This window comes from Mucilaginibacter angelicae, from assembly GCF_042434235.1.
In the GTDB taxonomy this organism is placed as follows: Bacteria; Bacteroidota; Bacteroidia; order Sphingobacteriales; family Sphingobacteriaceae; genus Mucilaginibacter; species Mucilaginibacter angelicae.
Genome location: NZ_JBHLTS010000075.1, coordinates 189159 through 204764, shown reverse-complemented (window position 1 = coordinate 204764; position 15606 = coordinate 189159). Strand labels below are relative to the sequence as shown.

Here is a 15606-nt window from a genome sequence, read left to right as displayed (position 1 = left end):
CAGACTAATTTCGTAATAAAATCAATTATTATGAAACAGTCAATCTTAACTTCTTTATTTATTTTTCTGGCAACTGCGTTGTTTGCACAAAACAACACAAAGGACGAGATCGCTATTAAAAACATTATTCAGCAGCAGGAACAGGCATGGAACAGGCATGATTGGAAGGCCTTAAGCAGTTATTTTACGGACGATGCAACATTGATAAATTTTGTAGGCCAGTTTTGGCAGGGCAGGGATGATATCCTTGCGCATTTCAACCTCCTCAATGACTGTTGCCTGGCGCCTACCTCGTTAAAATTTGAATTTAAGCAGGCAAGGTTCTTAACACCTGATTTAGCAATAGTGTATACCGAAGAAACATTGTTTGCTGACAAAGACTATGAGGTACCGTTTCGCCAGTACAAAAAAGGCGATGTAGATTATAAATGGAAAATTGAAATTTTTGTAAGGAAAAACGGTGAATGGAAGGTAACTGCGACGCAGATGACACTTATCAATCAAATGTTGTTGCCTCATAACTCGCCCGGTAAAAATTGACAGTTGGGAGCACAAGCCACAATATTTATTTGCTCTTATACTGGCCGGACGTTGAAGTGATTTTGTTTTATTGCTTCCGGTTTTGAGGTTCGAACTCCGTGAAAGAACGAAGCGATAGATGTTATTTTTGCTGATTAACAGCCAATTAATTGGGTGCGAAAAAAAATGGACAAGTGATGCTCTTTTTCACTTGTCCAATAGAGTGCTCCCGACGAGATTCGAACTCATATCGATGGTACCGGAAACCATAATTCTATCCATTGAACTACGGAAGCAATATTGAGGCAAAGATATAAAATTGATTTAAACCCAAAGCATTGTTTAATACATTAACATTTGCCATAATACAGCAATCCGGTAACGGCTAAATAAACAAAAAGCCTCAAATCTTCCGACTTGAGGCTTTTATCGTTTTTAATCGTGCTGTTTAAGATTAAGCAATGTCAAACCTGTCAAGGTTCATCACTTTAACCCAGGTTGCTACAAAGTCTTTAACAAACTTATCCTTAGCGTCGGTGCTTGCGTATACTTCGGCAACGGCCCTCAGTTCTGAATTGGAACCCAGCACCAGGTCGGCACGGGTTGCTGTCCATTTTACAGCGCCGGTGGCACGGTCACTGCCTTCATAAAGTTCTTTATCAGCGCCTGTTGCTTTCCAGGCAGTGCCCATATCAAGCAGGTTCACAAAGAAATCGTTACTAAGCACTCCCTCGCGTGAGGTAAACACGCCATGTTTCGAACCGTCAAAATTGATGTTTAATACACGCAGGCCGCCTAATAATACGGTTAGTTCGGGTGCTGTTAGCGTAAGCAAATGCGCTTTATCAATCAGCAATTCTTCGGTTGATACAGCAAATTTTGTCCTGCGGTAGTTGCGGAAACCATCGGCTGCCGGCTCCAGGTAACCGAATGACTCAACATCGGTTTGTTCCTGCGAAGCATCTGTACGGCCTGCTGTAAACGGAACGGTGATGTCATGTCCGGCATCCTTAGCTGCTTTTTCAACACCTGCCGATCCGGCCAGTACGATCAGGTCGGCCAGTGAAACTTTTTTACCATCGGTCTGTGCACCGTTAAACTCCTGCTGGATCCCTTCAAGTACGTTCAGCACCTTTTGTAATTGCGCAGGGTTGTTAACCTGCCAGTACCTTTGTGGGGCCAGGCGGATGCGTGCGCCATTAGCGCCGCCACGTTTATCAGTACCGCGGAAGGTAGAAGCAGAAGCCCAGGCGGTTGAAACCAACTCAGATATACTTAAGCCTGAAGCTAAAACTTTAGCTTTTAAGACAGCAATATCGTTTTCTGCTATCGGTGCGTGGTCGGCTGCCGGAATTGGGTCCTGCCAAAGCAGTATTTCTTCGGGTACATCGGCACCAAGGTAGCGTACCCTCGGACCCATATCGCGGTGGGTTAATTTAAACCAGGCCCGTGCAAAAGCATCTGCAAATTGATCGGGGTTTTCCAGGAAGCGTCTTGAAATTTTTTCATAAGCGGGATCAAACCTTAAGGCAAGATCGGTAGTAAGCATGGTTGGTAAATGCTTTTTAGAGCCGTCGTACGCATCGGGGATGATGGCTTCTGCATTTTTAGCTACCCATTGGTGGGCGCCGGCCGGGCTTTTGGTTAATTCCCATTCAAAGCCAAACAGGTTTTCGAAAAAGTTATTGCTCCATTTGGTCGGGGTGGTGGTCCAGGTTACTTCAAGGCCGCTGGTAATGGCATCAGCACCTTTACCCGAGCCGTAACCATTGTGCCAGCCAAAGCCCTGCAGTTCAATATCTGAAGCTTCAGGCTCTTTGCCTACATTGTCTGCAGATGCAGCGCCATGGGTTTTACCAAAGGTGTGGCCGCCTGCTATCAAAGCAACGGTTTCCTCATCATCCATGGCCATGCGGCCAAATGTATCGCGGATATCTTTAGCAGACATGATCGGGTCGGGGTTACCATCAGGCCCTTCGGGATTTACATAGATCAATCCCATTTGCACGGCAGCAAGCGGTTTCTCAAGATTGCGGGAGTGAATATCACCGTTGGCACCATCGTCAGATACCAGCACGCCATGACCTTCCTGTACGCCCGGCGAACCATGTGCATAGCGCACATCGCCGCCCAGCCAGGTAGTTTCCGAACCCCAGTATACAGACTCATCTGCTTCCCAGGCATCTTCACGACCACCGGCAAAGCCGAAGGTTTTAAAGCCCATTGATTCAAGCGCGATGTTACCGGTAAGGATCATCAGATCGGCCCATGAAATTTTGCGGCCATATTTTTGCTTAATTGGCCAAAGCAGCCTGCGGGCCTTATCAAGGCTCACGTTATCGGGCCAGCTGTTAAGCGGCGCAAAACGTTGCAGCCCCGCACCGGCCCCGCCGCGGCCATCACCTACACGGTAGGTTCCGGCACTGTGCCAGGCCATGCGGATAAACAAACCGCCATAGTGGCCAAAATCTGCCGGCCACCAATCCTGCGAGTCGGTCATAAGCGCATGAAGATCTTGCTTTACCGCTTCAAGGTCGAGGCTTTTAAAAGCTTCAGCATAATTAAAACCGTCATCCATCGGGTTTGATAAGGAAGAGTGCTGACGCAGGATATTCAGCTTTAACTGGTTAGGCCACCAATTGTGGTTTCGCGTACCACCGCCGCCAACATTGTTTTTCATAGTGCCGTTGTGAAACGGGCATTTACTGATGTCATTTGATCCGTTTTCCATAATTGTGTTTATATATTGAATCTGTAGCTTAAACCCTTGGTTAGGTATTAAGTGTTATAAAATTATGATGTTAAAAGCAACAATCACAATCAATTAATTCTATGTGCTGATAGCTAAAAACTATAACACGGTTAAATGACAATCAAGCGGTAAAAAGCAACAAAAAATGCCATTTATCTTAATCGGATTGCCTTTACAGCCCGCTTATTACCCGTTGTAACTCGAATTTTACCTTAATTAATAGGTAAAAAACACTTTTTTAGATTATATCTGACCAATTTGTTGTCGATTTTTTTAGTTTTGTGCCAACCTTAATCTTATCAGCATGAAAAAAAATGTCCGATCCTGCGCAACTATAGCCCAATCAACAGCGTCTTGTTAAAACGTAAGAGCGATTACCGGATAATCCGATGTGATTGAATTGTATAAATATTTTAGTAAGCGTTAATGTTGACAACATAAAAATATAAGGCAGTTTCAGTAGCCTATAAAATATTCCCGATAGTTCTTTAATGAGTATTTTCATTGTAAAATACAGTTTTAGTTAAATAAACAATGTGTTAGCCAGGGATAGCGCATTGTTTAATTCCCTTTTCTAATTGGTTGGTTCATCTAAATTTATCTTTCTGGTCATTTTCCGGTGCTGCCTGAACAAATTTGTGATACATTTTTTAAATATTAAGTAAAGCTGTTTTTTGAACAGCTTTTTTTATTTGTAAATGTGTATTATTGTATTTCGTGTGCGTACACGTTAAGCGATATCCCAGCTAAACAGAGCCATCTGGAATTGATAATAACATAGACATAGAATTGCCATGAAGATCCATTTGCAGCGTAGCTTAATTTTAATCCTTTTAATTGCAGGCACAAGTTTTTCGGCATTGGCCATCAACGTAAAACCGGCCGATTCGGTTCAGGTAAAAGGTTTTCATTTGGATATGCGGATCCAGGTAATGAAATTGCCTGCTTTAAAGCAGTTTGTATTAAACCTGAGTAAAAACGGTATTAATACTGTAATAATGGAGTGGGAGGGCAGTTATCCATTTGTCAAAGAACCACTTATTGCCAACAGGTACGCCTATTCAAGGGCAGAGGTACGCGAATTTGTCAGTTATTGTAATTCGCTTCATATCCAGGTAATTCCGCTGCAGCAAAGTTTTGGGCATGTGGAGTACATTCTGCGTAATTATAAATATGCCGCCCTGCGTGAAGACCAGAAGGATTTTAGCCAGGTTTGCCCCAGTGAGCCCGAACTAAACAAAAAGCTGTTTACTACATTGTATACCGACCTGGTTTCTACTCATAACTCGCCATACATCCATATCGGCGGCGATGAAACTTATCTATTGGGGCATTGCGAAAAGTGCAAAAAACGGGCTGCGGAAATAGGCCTGTCGCGATTGTATTTTGATCACATTAAAATGCTGTGTGATATTGTGGTTGGGTTGGGCAAAAGACCGGTTGTATGGGCCGATATCGCCCTGAAATATCCTGATTATATTAACCTGCTGCCTAAAGAAACCATTTTTGTTGACTGGAATTATGGCTGGGACGTAAACCACTTTGGCGATCATGCCAAATTATTAAAATCGGGCTATGAGATCTGGGGATCGCCTGCTATCAGGAGTTATCCTGATAACTATTTCCTTACCGACTGGCAAAAGCATTTTAATAACATCCGGGATTTTATCCCGCTATCGCGAAAGCTGGGTTATAAAGGTATCGTTATGACATCATGGTCAACATCGGGTGTTTATTCTTCCCTGTTTGAATCGGAGGATGAGCTGATCGACTTGTATGCTATCCGGCATGTGTATCCCTTAAGTGGTTTCAATATCCTGGTAAGCTATTATTTAAACACACTGAATGCCGGACAAAAGTTAACTAATGATCAGTTTATCACAAATTATTGCAGCGTTCATTATGGTTTAAGCTCCGGGCAGGCTATGCAGTTTAAAAATGCTTTGTTTTCAACGCCCTATAATGTAGTTCATGGCAAGGTAGTGTCGCCAAAAGAGATAACCGTAAGCCAGCTGCTGGATAGCGCCACCAATGCCCTGAACGCGTTGAAATCACTACAGCCTGTAAAAGGGGCACAGGAATTTAAGCATTATGTTTTAATGGCCGGCATCAGGGTATATTACCTCACCTACATGAAAATTGAAGCTGAAGTAAACTCCCCCGGTTTTTCTGCTGATCAGGCCCCGGCGTACTTGACAAAACTCGATAAACTATTAGCTGATGAGCAAAAGCTGAACGCTGAGTTTACGACGCTTAACGGGGATTTTCTTTATAAACCGGCATTGGATGAGGAAAACCTGTTAAGGAGCCAAAAGATCCATGTAATGTATAATCGGTTGGCTAAGATAAGATGAGGGGTTGATGCTCTGTTTGAAGGATTATCTTGTGAATCTAATTGCTTAAATAAAAGAAAATGTCATTTCGAACCCTTGAAGGGAAGGAAATAGCCGGGCAAGGGTGAGAAATCGTATACGCCATATGTGCCGGTCATGCTTGATGCATAAGATTTCTCTTTCGCTCCGGCGCTTCTACCCTCGCTTGCTCTATCGTATGACAATAGGTTTTAATTTATGTGTATGATAAAAAGATACAGATCGGTATTTGGGCCTAACCATTATAAAACATATAGTTTTCCTTCGTGATAATATCGATAGGCATATAAGTTGATTTTTCAACTTCGCTTATTTTAAAGAGGTGCTTGTAAAGTGCCATAACCCCGAGATAGCCCTGCTCTTTAGGGCGCTGACAAATGAGGAAGGTGATTTGACCGGTTATAAGGTAATCGATGTTCTTTTTCAAAAAATCGTAGCCAACAAGCAAAATATCTGTTCGTTTGTGTTTCGCTAAAATTTCGGCTATAACGTTCACTCTTGAGTTAGTTACAAAAATGGCTTTAATAGCTGGTTCGGCGGTTAAAGCAGGGAGCAATGCTTTTTCCGTCGGGTCAAGTTTAGTATCGTTGATGTTGAGGGTGATAACCTCATTGGCTAAGCCGCTGTCTTCAAAAAACCTTTTAAATCCCTGTTCTTTCCGCAGCAGGTGATGATTGTTTTCCAGGCCGGTTGCTATATTTATTGTTAAAATTTTATCCGGCTTTTGAAGAGCAAAGCTTGTAAGCTGCGCCGCAAGTTTACCGCTTTGATAAAGTTCGGGCCCGATATAACTAAGGCCAGGCTGATCGGGTAAATCCGAATTAATAAATACCAGCGGCAGTTCAAGTTCCCGGATCTTTTGGGTAAACCCAATTGATTCTTCTACAAACGATGGTGCCATCAGTATGGCATCCGGTTCGTTTTGCAGCATCTCTTCGGCTGCTGTATGGAAGCTGCTTTTTGAGTCGAGGTTGTAAAAGTAGTATTGAACAATGACACCAAACTGCCTGATCTCTTCCGCCGCCTGCTTTATACCATTTAAGGGATAGCTCCAATAATCTGTTTCATCTGAAACGGCGGGGATCAGGACAGCGAAATTCAAGATCTTACGGGAGGCTAAAAGGCTGGCCATTTTATTGGGGCGAAAATCCATCTCCTCAATTATGGCATTGATCTTATTTTTGGTTTCCTCAGATACCCCCTTTCTGTTATGGATCACCCTGTCGACAGTGCCGATGGATACGTTTGCTCTCCGGGCAATTTCTTTAACGCCTGTTAATTCGGTTCCTGTTTTTTTCATGTATATACAAGCCAAATGTACTATAATTTGATAATCATTTTTTAAATCAGGGAGGGGGCGGAGATGCGTGATTTTAATTAATGCTTATATATAATTATTATTTTGGCGAAATGAAATTAGCTGTATTCAGGATTATCCTGCTTTTTATATTTATGCCTTTTGCCGGTAACGCGAGTGCTTACTGGATGGAGATTAAAGGCTCAGGGAAATTGAACGAAACCGCATATATCCAGGTTTGTTACGGCAATATCGATGAATTCAGCATTCGTCACCGGGATACAGGTACTGAGCTTACCCGCGCCGGGGATTTTGAAGTATTTGTTTTGGACGAAAGTGGTAACAAAATAGCATTGCCTATGATAAAAAAGGCAGATTGCTGGGAAGCGGCCTTTACACCCCCGCATACGGGTATTTACCGGATCCTGGGCATCAATGATACGCACCCGGTTGTTGACCGGTCTAAAACCGGAGGCAAAAACATCAGGCCTATTGATTATTTGTGTGCTGCTTACCAGGTAGGCAACGGAAATATAATTTCGACCCCGGCCCAACTATTGGATATCATCACTACAAGCAAAAACGGATTGATAACAGTTAAAGCATTTAAAGATGACCGCATTGCAGAACCTAAAACGTCCCTAAGGGTTTTTAACCCCGAAAACTGGGAGAAGGAACTGCTAACCAACGAGCAGGGCGAGGCATTTTTTAAACCCACTATGCCTGGGCTTTATGTTATCAGGGAGGATTGGGAAGACCCATCACCCGGTAATTATAATGGAGTAGCTTATTCAGCGATTCGCCATCGCTGTAATTATTGCCTGCAGATCTCTGCTTCGGAGATCACAGGTAAATAATGATCTATCCTGATAGAAAGTGAAAAGGGATGCATTCATAGCCGGAATAAACTCAGGCTATGAATACTTCCCCTTTTTGTTGAAGGAATATTGCTGCTGTTTTATTTCAACCCGTAGTTAAGATAACCACCGTCAACCACTATGTCTGTTCCATTAATATAACTTGCTGCATCAGATGCAAGGAACAATACGGTACTGGCAATCTCTTCCGCATCGCCTATACGCTGCAGCGCGGTAGCGGCAGCCAAATGTGGTTTGGCTTCTGCAGGCAGGGCATATTCTAATCCGGGTGTTTGAATGGGGCCCGGGCTTACAATATTTACGCGGATCTTTCTTTCAGCTAATTCATTCGCTGCAATTTGGGCAATTTTATTTAATGCACCTTTGGTGGCCGAATACAAGCTGGTTCCTATGTTTGAAGCTGTTGCAACTACCGAAGAAGTGAATATAACTGCCGAGCCATCTGCCAAATGGGGAATTAACTTTTGGAGTGTAAAGAAATGACCTTTAACATTGGTATTGAATTGCGCATCAAACTCAGCTTCGGTGGCTTGTTCAATTGGTGCAAATGCAGCTATACCTGCATTAAGGAAAAGTGCATCCAGTTTGTTTCCGCTTTCTGCAATCGCTTTTTCTAAAATTGAGATGCCTTCCAGATTTGAAGTGTCCGAAACCACGGTTTTTAATTGGGGACTGTTAATTTTTTCGGCCGCTTTTTGCAGGTTGCCGGCACTTCTGCTGGTGATCCATACGTTTGCGCCTGCGTTAATGAATGCCTGTGCGGTTGCAAAGCCAATTCCTGTGCTGCCACCTGTTATTACTACATTTTTGTCTTTGAAGTTCATTTTAAATTTTCATTTGTTGATGATGCAAACTTAGTGCAGATTGATTTATTTTCGTTACTTTGTAACCAAAAGTAACAGTAACTTTTGGGTAACAAGGTAACTTATGACTGACATCAACGCCTGTATTGCAGGGCACAAAAAAGAAATCATGGCCATCCATGACGCAATGGATGTATTGAGCGGTAAATGGAAAATTTCCATCATATCATCCATTTGCTATTATAACCAGAGAAGGTTTTTAGATATTCTGAATGATGTGGATGGCATATCAAACAAAATGTTAAGCAAAGAACTAAAGGAGCTGGAACAGAATAAGCTGGTGAAGCGAACTGTTTTGGATACTCAGCCTGTTACCGTTCAGTACAATTTAACTGAATATGGCTGTACATTACAAGGCATCATTCACGACCTTGCAGCCTGGGGTAAGAAACATCGTGAGGTAATTATTGGCGACAGGTAAAAATAAAAAGTAATGGCCGGAAAATTTAAATCTTCCGGCCATTATTGGGAGCTCAACGCCCCCATTATATTAAAACTTAAGACTCATGCTGCCGATAAACCTGGCAGGCGCCTGTGGCGTTAACCTTACCGACCATGCTTTTTCGCTGGTTAAGTTATCAACCTTGAAGCTGATGCGGTATTTAGGCTGATCATAAAACAGCGTTGCATCAAGCAGGGTATAAGATGGAATGATGATCTTTGTGGTTTTGGTATTGGTTTGGAACGATGCATTACCGTAATTACCGCCAAAACCGGCGCCCAAGCCTCTTAGGTTACCTGTCGGGATGCGATAGCTAACCCAAAAGTTTACAGTATGAGGCGAGCCGGATAAGCCTGGGCGCAAGCCAACTGTTGTTGAATCGCCTTTTGTTACTTTGCTGTCGTTGTAAGCGTAACCGGCCACAATGTTAAGGCCCGCGAATGGGTTGGCAGTAAGGTCAACCTCAACACCGCGGCTTCGCTGGTTACCGTCCTGTACAGAATAGTTTACCGGATCGGCCGGATCAGGCCTGATGATATCTTTCACCTCAATGTCGTAGTAACTGATAGTACCGGTAAGCCTGTGGTCAAACACATCCCCTTTTACACCAAATTCGAGCTGGTTAGCATGTTCTGGTTTAAAGCTGCTGCCATCTTTAAACACACCGCTTTTGTTAAAAAAGCCGTTCATGTAGTTACCGAATAACGATAACTTGTCTTTAAACAATTCATAAACTACACCTAATTTAGGCGAGAAAGCAGTTTGCCCGTACGGCCCTGTTTGTACGCCGTTAGCGCCAAGGCCACCAGCAGTTACACCTGTTGCAATATTATATACACCGCCATATTGATAACGATCGGCCCGTAAGCTGGCCATTACCAATAATTGATCGGTAACATTAAATACATCTGATATATACGCGGCGTAAGTATTATCGCCATTGTTTTCTTTTCTCAATGTTCCTTTGCTGGTCAGCGAGTCGATCTTAAAGCGGCTAACGCGGTAGGTTGACGGAACATTAATAAAATCAATTGCCGGAAGGTTAACAGTTACCCTGTCAAAACTATTGGAGTTGTTGTAATAATCCAACCCTGCTACCACACGGTTACGGTGATTACCGATCTTAAAATCACCAATGAAGTTTTGTTGCAGGTCGGTAGCTATAAACGATGTGTTACCTGCAATAACCTGGGGGCTCATCGTAGTTGCCGATTTACCGTTAAGCGCGGTGATGTAACCGTTAATGGTGGAGCGGGAACGGGAAATAATGGTTTGCGAGGTCCATTTTTCTGAAATCTTGTAGTTTAACTGTGCAAAGATGTTCAGCATTTGAGTTGAGTAAGCCAGATCATTACTCAGGAAGGTTTTATTGTACGGAAAACCTATATCAGCTATTGACTGTGTTGTTGGTGTTTTGTATCCAACAAAAGGGTTAAAGCGTACTACCGAAGTTCCTTTAGCCTGGCCAAATTCAACATCAAGCAATAAAGAAAGCCTGTCGGTTATCTGGTATGAGAAACTTGGGGCAAGGCTTATGGTATTGGTAAAACCCAGGTCCTGGAAACTTTTTTGAAAAGAGGTAGCTCCATTTAAACGGAACAATGCTGTTTTATCGGCATTAACCGGGGTGTTTACATCCCAGGCAATGCGGTTAAAGTTCCAGCTGCCGCCGTAGTAAGCTACTTCGCCGCCAAAACCGTTGTAAGGTTTTTTGGTAACGCGATTATATAAACCGCCGTAGCTGCTGGATATACTGGTGCCAAATAATGTTGCCGATGGCCCCTTGATGGCTTCAATACGTTCAAGATTTACCGGGTCGATAAAAGAAAATGCTGCACCTGCTACACCGTTACGGGCATTAGGCTCAGTTTCAAAGCCGCGTGAACGGAAAGTAACCCTGCCCTGGTTGGCAATCATAGGGATCCCTGCTCCTGGTACATTTTTGGAAATGCTGCCCAGATCAACTGCCACTTGCTCCTGGATCAGTTCTTTAGAAACTGAGTTGTAAACCTGCGGGTTTTCAAGATTTTTTAAAGGGAGGCGCGCAATGTAAACGCTCTCTTTTTTTGAAAATTTGTTGGTATTGGTGGTTATGGTTACCTCCTGCAAAGCCTGTACGTTCTCTTTCGGGAGTTGGTAATTAACCGTAACGGTTTGCCCTGCAGTTACTTTTACCGGGATATCCTTTTGGGCTGCTCCCAATACCTGCACCTTAATGGTATAATTACCTTCGGCAATATTATTAAAAGCATAATCGCCATGTTCGTCGGTGAGTGTGGTTTTGGCAAGTTCAATGATGGATACTGAGCCGGATGCAAGCGGCTGGCCGTCGACCAAAGTTACTTTACCGGTAATATTGCCTGTTGTTTGCGCGTATAAAGTAAATGGCGTGATAAACAAAAATGCGAGGATGATGGAAAATAAGGGTTTCATCAATAGTAAAATGAGTTAATGTGACTTAAACACGGGCAAATATATGTCTTTATTTATATTAAGTCTAAATAAAGTAAAGATTGTTATTAAATACTGATTTCGTCAACCTTAAAGAAATAATTGTATGATAAATGTTGCTAAAACGTTTTTTAATTTGTCAGCTACAGCACTTAACTTAGGGCAGTCAAACATCAGTAAAACCTATGTTCGTAAAACAAAATATAATGAATCTAAAAAAGTATCTGCCTGTGTTAATTGGTGGTTTATTGTTAAATACCGGCGTTTTTGCCAAAGTGGTAATGCCCGGTGTTTTTAGCGATAATATGGTTTTACAGCAAAAAACTATGGCCCGGGTTTGGGGCACAGCCGATGCAGGTAAAACGGTAAGCATTACTTCTTCATGGAATAATAAAACCTACACTACCGTTGCCGATGCAGACGGTAACTGGAAAACTAAAATCAAAACCCCATCGTACGGTGGCCCTTATAAGGTTACCATAACCGATGGCAGCGACCCTGTAGTTTTAAATAATGTACTGATAGGCGAGGTGTGGGTTTGCTCCGGCCAGTCGAACATGGAAATGCCCGTAGCTGGCTGGGGGCAGGTAAATAATTATAAAGAAGAGATTGCCAGTGCCGATTACCCGGAGATCCGTTTATTGCAGGTATCGCAGGCTAATAACCTTGTGCCACAAACCGGTGTCAAGGTGGCTAACAATGGCTGGATGGTATGCTCGCCCCAAACTATCGGCGAATTTTCGGCAGTGGCCTATTTTTTTGCCAGGGAGATCAGCAAACAGGCAAAAATCCCTGTCGGTTTAATCAGCTCAAACTGGGGCGGTACCATAATTGAGGCCTGGAGCGACGGGAATACCTTAAGTAATAATCCGGTTTTCAGCACCCGGATCAGGGAGCAACAGGAAGCCGCTAAAACAGAAACAGCAACAACCTTTGCGCAAAAACTGGAAAACTGGAATAAAACAGCCTCTGCAGCTGATTGGGGTTACATCAATAATAACGCGTTTAATCCGGATACCACTGGCTGGCGCAATATGTTATTGCCCCAGTTTTTTGAAAAAGGCGGTTTGAACGATTTTGATGGTGTGGTATGGTTCCGTAAAAAGATCACTATCCCTGCTGCTTGGGCAGGGAAGGATGTTAAGCTGAGCCTGGGTAAAATAGATGATAATGAAATTACCTGGCTTAACGGCGAAAAAATAGGCGCGACAGATGGTTTTCTGCAATCACGCAATTATACCATCCCCGGCGCAAAAGTAAAGGCTGGCGAAGCGGTTATTACGGTTAGGGTATTTGACAGCGGCGGGAACGGCGGTTTGTATGGAGGCGATGATATGCAGCTGGTGTCGGCATCGGGCGAGAAGATCTCTTTGGCCGGTAATTGGGATTATAAGGTAGGGGTTAATATGCGAAGCCTGCCACCAATGCCCGTAGCCAACGATCCTAATAAAATGACCGTGTTATATAATGCTATGATCAATCCGCTCACACCCATGACTATCCGTGGTGTGATCTGGTACCAGGGCGAGAGCAATGCAGTTAGGGCACGCCAGTATAACGAATTGTTTGAGGGGATGATAAACGGCTGGCGTGGCATCTGGAACGAAGGTAAATTTCCGTTTTACTTTGTACAGCTGGCCAACTGGCAAAAACGCGCTGCTGATCCAATTCCATCCGACTGGGCCGAGTTGCGGGAGGCGCAGGCAAAAGCGCTTGAACTCCCTAATACAGGAATGGCTGTGGCTGCTGACTTAGGAGAAACGGATAATATCCACCCCAAAAATAAACAGGAAGTTGGCCGCCGTTTGGCGCTGGTAGCTTTAGACAAAACGTACCATATATCGCAGCCTTATTCGGGCCCGATGTATAAATCGCAAAAGATAGCTGGTGATCAGATAGAGTTAAGCTTCAACTTTACAGATGGTGGCTTAAAGGCACAGGGCGGCGAAACTATGCAGGGCTTTGCCATAGCCGGCGATGATATGAAGTTTCATTGGGCAACTGCCGTGATAAAAGGGGACAAGGTTATCGTGAGCAGCCCAGATGTTAAAAGCCCGGTGGCGGTAAGGTATGCCTGGGCAAATAACCCGGTGATTACATTATATAATGGTGCCGGTTTGCCTGCTTCCCCGTTCCGCACGGATAATTGGGTGGATAAATAGTTATAAAAATCGCAGAGCTAAAAAAGCGTCATTGCGAGGCACGAAGCAATCCCCGATTGGCAGGTCCGCCCTGTAAGTTTGGGATTATTAATAATTATAATTTGATTTTTATAGGTATTAATGAGCTCTCTAAGGTCGGTTGGCTTCGTGCCTTGCAATGACGATTTTGTTTTGCATTATTTTTTGGCCTCAAGAATGGGCCGCGGATCAAATATCACCCTGATAGAATTTACCTTTCCATCCACCACATGGTACCATCCGCAGCTGAATATGGTTGTGCCACCCATATCTATATCGTAAAAGATGCACACATCATCGCCATCACTAAACACCCGTTTGATGTCGTATTTCAGCTTCATGCGCCGCATATCGGTAAAATAGGCTTCGGCGCCATCGCGTTCACCAAGTACGCCAATAAATTTCAGGTCATCGGCAGCATGGCCGCGCGCTGCTGCAAAATCTTCTTCATTTAAGGCTTTTATAAATTGCAGTACTACATCGTTAGCACTGCCCGGGGCTGCATTTGCTTCTGTTGCCATAGGTATTGTTTTTGGTTTACAATGTTGCCGTATACTATCAATAATTATTCCGTAATGAAAAGCTGATCATCAATTACCCAAACGGGAATTATTTTCGCGAAAAGGCGCTAAGCCGCAAAGTTTTTTGAAAATTTCAGGACGTTACATAAGTATAAAACAATAAAGCCGCCCGGTATTACACAGGCGGCTTCCTATTAAAACAATGGAAATTAAAGGCTTAATTAAGCGGTGGCTGAAGCTCGGTAGCTATACCAATGCGGTTCCATGCGTTGATGGTGATAATGGCCATAATCACCTGTGCCAGGTAGAGTTCGTCAAGTACTTCGGCTGCTTTTTTATAAGTTTCGTCGGATACGCGGCCGGTGATCAGGGTTACTTCTTCTGTAAGAGCCAGTATGGCACGCTCCTGTTCATCAAAGAAAGGGGTATCGCGCCAAACGCTGATGTTATAGATGCGGCGTTCGGTTTCGCCGGCTTTGCGGGCATCGGTGGTATGCATATCCACACAAAAGGCACAGCCATTAATTTGTGAAGCACGGATCTTGATCAGATCTTTATGACGGGTGGTTAAACCTGTACTTTCAATATATTTTTCAAGGGCTATCAAGGCCCTGTAACCGGCCGGTTCGGCGGTGTTCATTTTTAAACGGTTCATGTTGTTTTCTTTTTGTTAATACAAAGTTGGGGATAAACATGCCTTCAAAAAATGAACTGAGTTTAAGAAAATCAGATTTTTTTGGCCCTGAGCCTGCTTAAAAACTGCGGGGTGAAGCCCAGGTAAGATGCCAGCATATATTGAGGTACCCGCTGCACAAAACCCGGAAACAGACCTGTGAAATGGCGGTAGCGCTCTTCATCGTTTTGATTAAAAATATACCCAATACGCCGTTGCGATGCAATAAAAGCCTTTTGCATCATAACGCGGAAATAACTTTCCATTTGGGGCACAGTTTCAAATAATGCTATGCGGTTCTTTTCGCTAAGCAGCAGTAATTCTGAAGCTTCAATAGTTTGGATATAAGTGGTAGCCGGCTGATGGTTAAGCAGGCTGTCCTGGTCGGCTATCCACCAGTTTTCCAGTCCGAACTGGATGATCTGCTCATTAAGCTTGTTATTAACAAAATATTGCCTAACCAGTCCTTTGGTTACAAAATAATTGCCCGCGCAAAGTTTGCCCGGTTCTAAGATGAGCTCTTTCTTTTTAAATTTCTTCAGTTCAAAATACCGGCAAATAATATCCTCATCAGCCGCAGATAGCTGAATGTATCGTTTAATATGGTTGATGAGCTCGGGATACATATATCAGACATAAATATTCGGCACAAATTTCT

At 43.4% G+C, this 15606-nt stretch carries 12 protein-coding genes and 1 tRNA gene; 5 read left to right on the top strand and 8 right to left on the bottom strand.

The genetic code is table 11. From position 1 onward, the window contains the following. The first annotated feature begins 30 nt into the window (after positions 1–30). Positions 31–540, top strand: coding sequence for an SgcJ/EcaC family oxidoreductase (locus ACFFGT_RS26110; protein ID WP_377025454.1), 510 nt, complete (start codon positions 31–33; stop codon positions 538–540). 203 nt (positions 541–743) lie between these two features. Here the strand turns inward: ACFFGT_RS26110 and ACFFGT_RS26105 are convergent. Both ACFFGT_RS26105 and katG read right to left on the bottom strand, forming a co-directional pair. Then, a tRNA-Arg gene (locus tag ACFFGT_RS26105) sits at positions 744–815 on the bottom strand. Positions 816–973: 158 nt separating this feature from the next. Further along, complete coding sequence (katG, locus tag ACFFGT_RS26100) at positions 974–3250, bottom strand: catalase/peroxidase HPI (protein WP_377025453.1); 2277 nt, start codon at positions 3248–3250, stop codon at positions 974–976. Between the two features lie 815 nt (positions 3251–4065). On the opposite strand from katG, the gene ACFFGT_RS26095 reads away from it, so the two are divergent. Continuing rightward, positions 4066–5625 (top strand): beta-N-acetylhexosaminidase, encoded by a 1560-nt coding sequence (locus ACFFGT_RS26095; protein WP_377025452.1) that lies wholly within the window; start codon positions 4066–4068, stop codon positions 5623–5625. A gap of 253 nt (positions 5626–5878) precedes the next feature. Here ACFFGT_RS26095 and ACFFGT_RS26090 read toward each other — a convergent pair whose 3' ends face one another. Then, a complete protein-coding gene (locus tag ACFFGT_RS26090) occupies positions 5879–6943 on the bottom strand; it encodes a LacI family DNA-binding transcriptional regulator (RefSeq protein WP_377025451.1) in 1065 nt (354 codons plus the stop codon). A 110-nt stretch (positions 6944–7053) separates the two neighbouring features. On the opposite strand from ACFFGT_RS26090, the gene ACFFGT_RS26085 reads away from it, so the two are divergent. Then, positions 7054–7797: a hypothetical protein gene (locus ACFFGT_RS26085; protein WP_377025450.1), complete on the top strand. Its 744-nt coding sequence runs from the start codon at positions 7054–7056 to the stop codon at positions 7795–7797. 101 nt (positions 7798–7898) lie between these two features. Here ACFFGT_RS26085 and ACFFGT_RS26080 read toward each other — a convergent pair whose 3' ends face one another. Then, positions 7899–8642, bottom strand: coding sequence for an SDR family NAD(P)-dependent oxidoreductase (locus tag ACFFGT_RS26080; protein WP_377025449.1), 744 nt, complete (start codon positions 8640–8642; stop codon positions 7899–7901). 103 nt (positions 8643–8745) lie between these two features. Here ACFFGT_RS26080 and ACFFGT_RS26075 point away from each other — a divergent pair, with 103 nt between their 5' ends. Continuing rightward, the gene (locus ACFFGT_RS26075) at positions 8746–9102 is read left to right on the top strand and encodes a winged helix-turn-helix transcriptional regulator (RefSeq protein WP_377025448.1); all 357 of its coding nucleotides are present in this window, start codon (positions 8746–8748) and stop codon (positions 9100–9102) included. A gap of 69 nt (positions 9103–9171) precedes the next feature. Here the strand turns inward: ACFFGT_RS26075 and ACFFGT_RS26070 are convergent, their stop codons facing one another. Continuing rightward, on the bottom strand, positions 9172–11556 hold the full coding sequence (locus tag ACFFGT_RS26070) for a TonB-dependent receptor domain-containing protein (protein ID WP_377025447.1): 2385 nt from the start codon (positions 11554–11556) through the stop codon (positions 9172–9174). 224 nt (positions 11557–11780) lie between these two features. On the opposite strand from ACFFGT_RS26070, the gene ACFFGT_RS26065 reads away from it, so the two are divergent. Beyond that, positions 11781–13736 carry a sialate O-acetylesterase gene (locus ACFFGT_RS26065; protein WP_377025446.1) on the top strand — a complete coding sequence of 652 codons (1956 nt, stop codon included), beginning with the start codon at positions 11781–11783 and terminating at the stop codon, positions 13734–13736. Positions 13737–13912: 176 nt separating this feature from the next. Here the strand turns inward: ACFFGT_RS26065 and ACFFGT_RS26060 are convergent, their stop codons facing one another. From ACFFGT_RS26060 to ACFFGT_RS26050, 3 genes are all read right to left on the bottom strand, one after another. Then, positions 13913–14275 (bottom strand): nuclear transport factor 2 family protein, encoded by a 363-nt coding sequence (locus ACFFGT_RS26060; protein WP_377025445.1) that lies wholly within the window; start codon positions 14273–14275, stop codon positions 13913–13915. A gap of 217 nt (positions 14276–14492) precedes the next feature. Beyond that, entirely contained in the window at positions 14493–14930 is a 438-nt protein-coding gene (locus tag ACFFGT_RS26055) for a carboxymuconolactone decarboxylase family protein (protein ID WP_121231236.1), read from the bottom strand. A 71-nt stretch (positions 14931–15001) separates the two neighbouring features. Then, positions 15002–15574 (bottom strand): Crp/Fnr family transcriptional regulator, encoded by a 573-nt coding sequence (locus ACFFGT_RS26050; protein ID WP_377025444.1) that lies wholly within the window; start codon positions 15572–15574, stop codon positions 15002–15004. Between the last annotated feature and the right edge of the window lie 32 nt (positions 15575–15606).

Coding starts and splice junctions, on each gene's coding strand:
- ACFFGT_RS26110 (WP_377025454.1), top strand. CDS start 31: ATGAAACAGTCAATCTTAACTTCTTTATTTATTTTTCTGGCAACTGCG.
- katG (WP_377025453.1), bottom strand. CDS start 3,250: ATGGAAAACGGATCAAATGACATCAGTAAATGCCCGTTTCACAACGGC.
- ACFFGT_RS26095 (WP_377025452.1), top strand. CDS start 4,066: ATGAAGATCCATTTGCAGCGTAGCTTAATTTTAATCCTTTTAATTGCA.
- ACFFGT_RS26090 (WP_377025451.1), bottom strand. CDS start 6,943: ATGAAAAAAACAGGAACCGAATTAACAGGCGTTAAAGAAATTGCCCGG.
- ACFFGT_RS26085 (WP_377025450.1), top strand. CDS start 7,054: ATGAAATTAGCTGTATTCAGGATTATCCTGCTTTTTATATTTATGCCT.
- ACFFGT_RS26080 (WP_377025449.1), bottom strand. CDS start 8,642: ATGAACTTCAAAGACAAAAATGTAGTAATAACAGGTGGCAGCACAGGA.
- ACFFGT_RS26075 (WP_377025448.1), top strand. CDS start 8,746: ATGACTGACATCAACGCCTGTATTGCAGGGCACAAAAAAGAAATCATG.
- ACFFGT_RS26070 (WP_377025447.1), bottom strand. CDS start 11,556: ATGAAACCCTTATTTTCCATCATCCTCGCATTTTTGTTTATCACGCCA.
- ACFFGT_RS26065 (WP_377025446.1), top strand. CDS start 11,781: ATGAATCTAAAAAAGTATCTGCCTGTGTTAATTGGTGGTTTATTGTTA.
- ACFFGT_RS26060 (WP_377025445.1), bottom strand. CDS start 14,275: ATGGCAACAGAAGCAAATGCAGCCCCGGGCAGTGCTAACGATGTAGTA.
- ACFFGT_RS26055 (WP_121231236.1), bottom strand. CDS start 14,930: ATGAACCGTTTAAAAATGAACACCGCCGAACCGGCCGGTTACAGGGCC.
- ACFFGT_RS26050 (WP_377025444.1), bottom strand. CDS start 15,574: ATGTATCCCGAGCTCATCAACCATATTAAACGATACATTCAGCTATCT.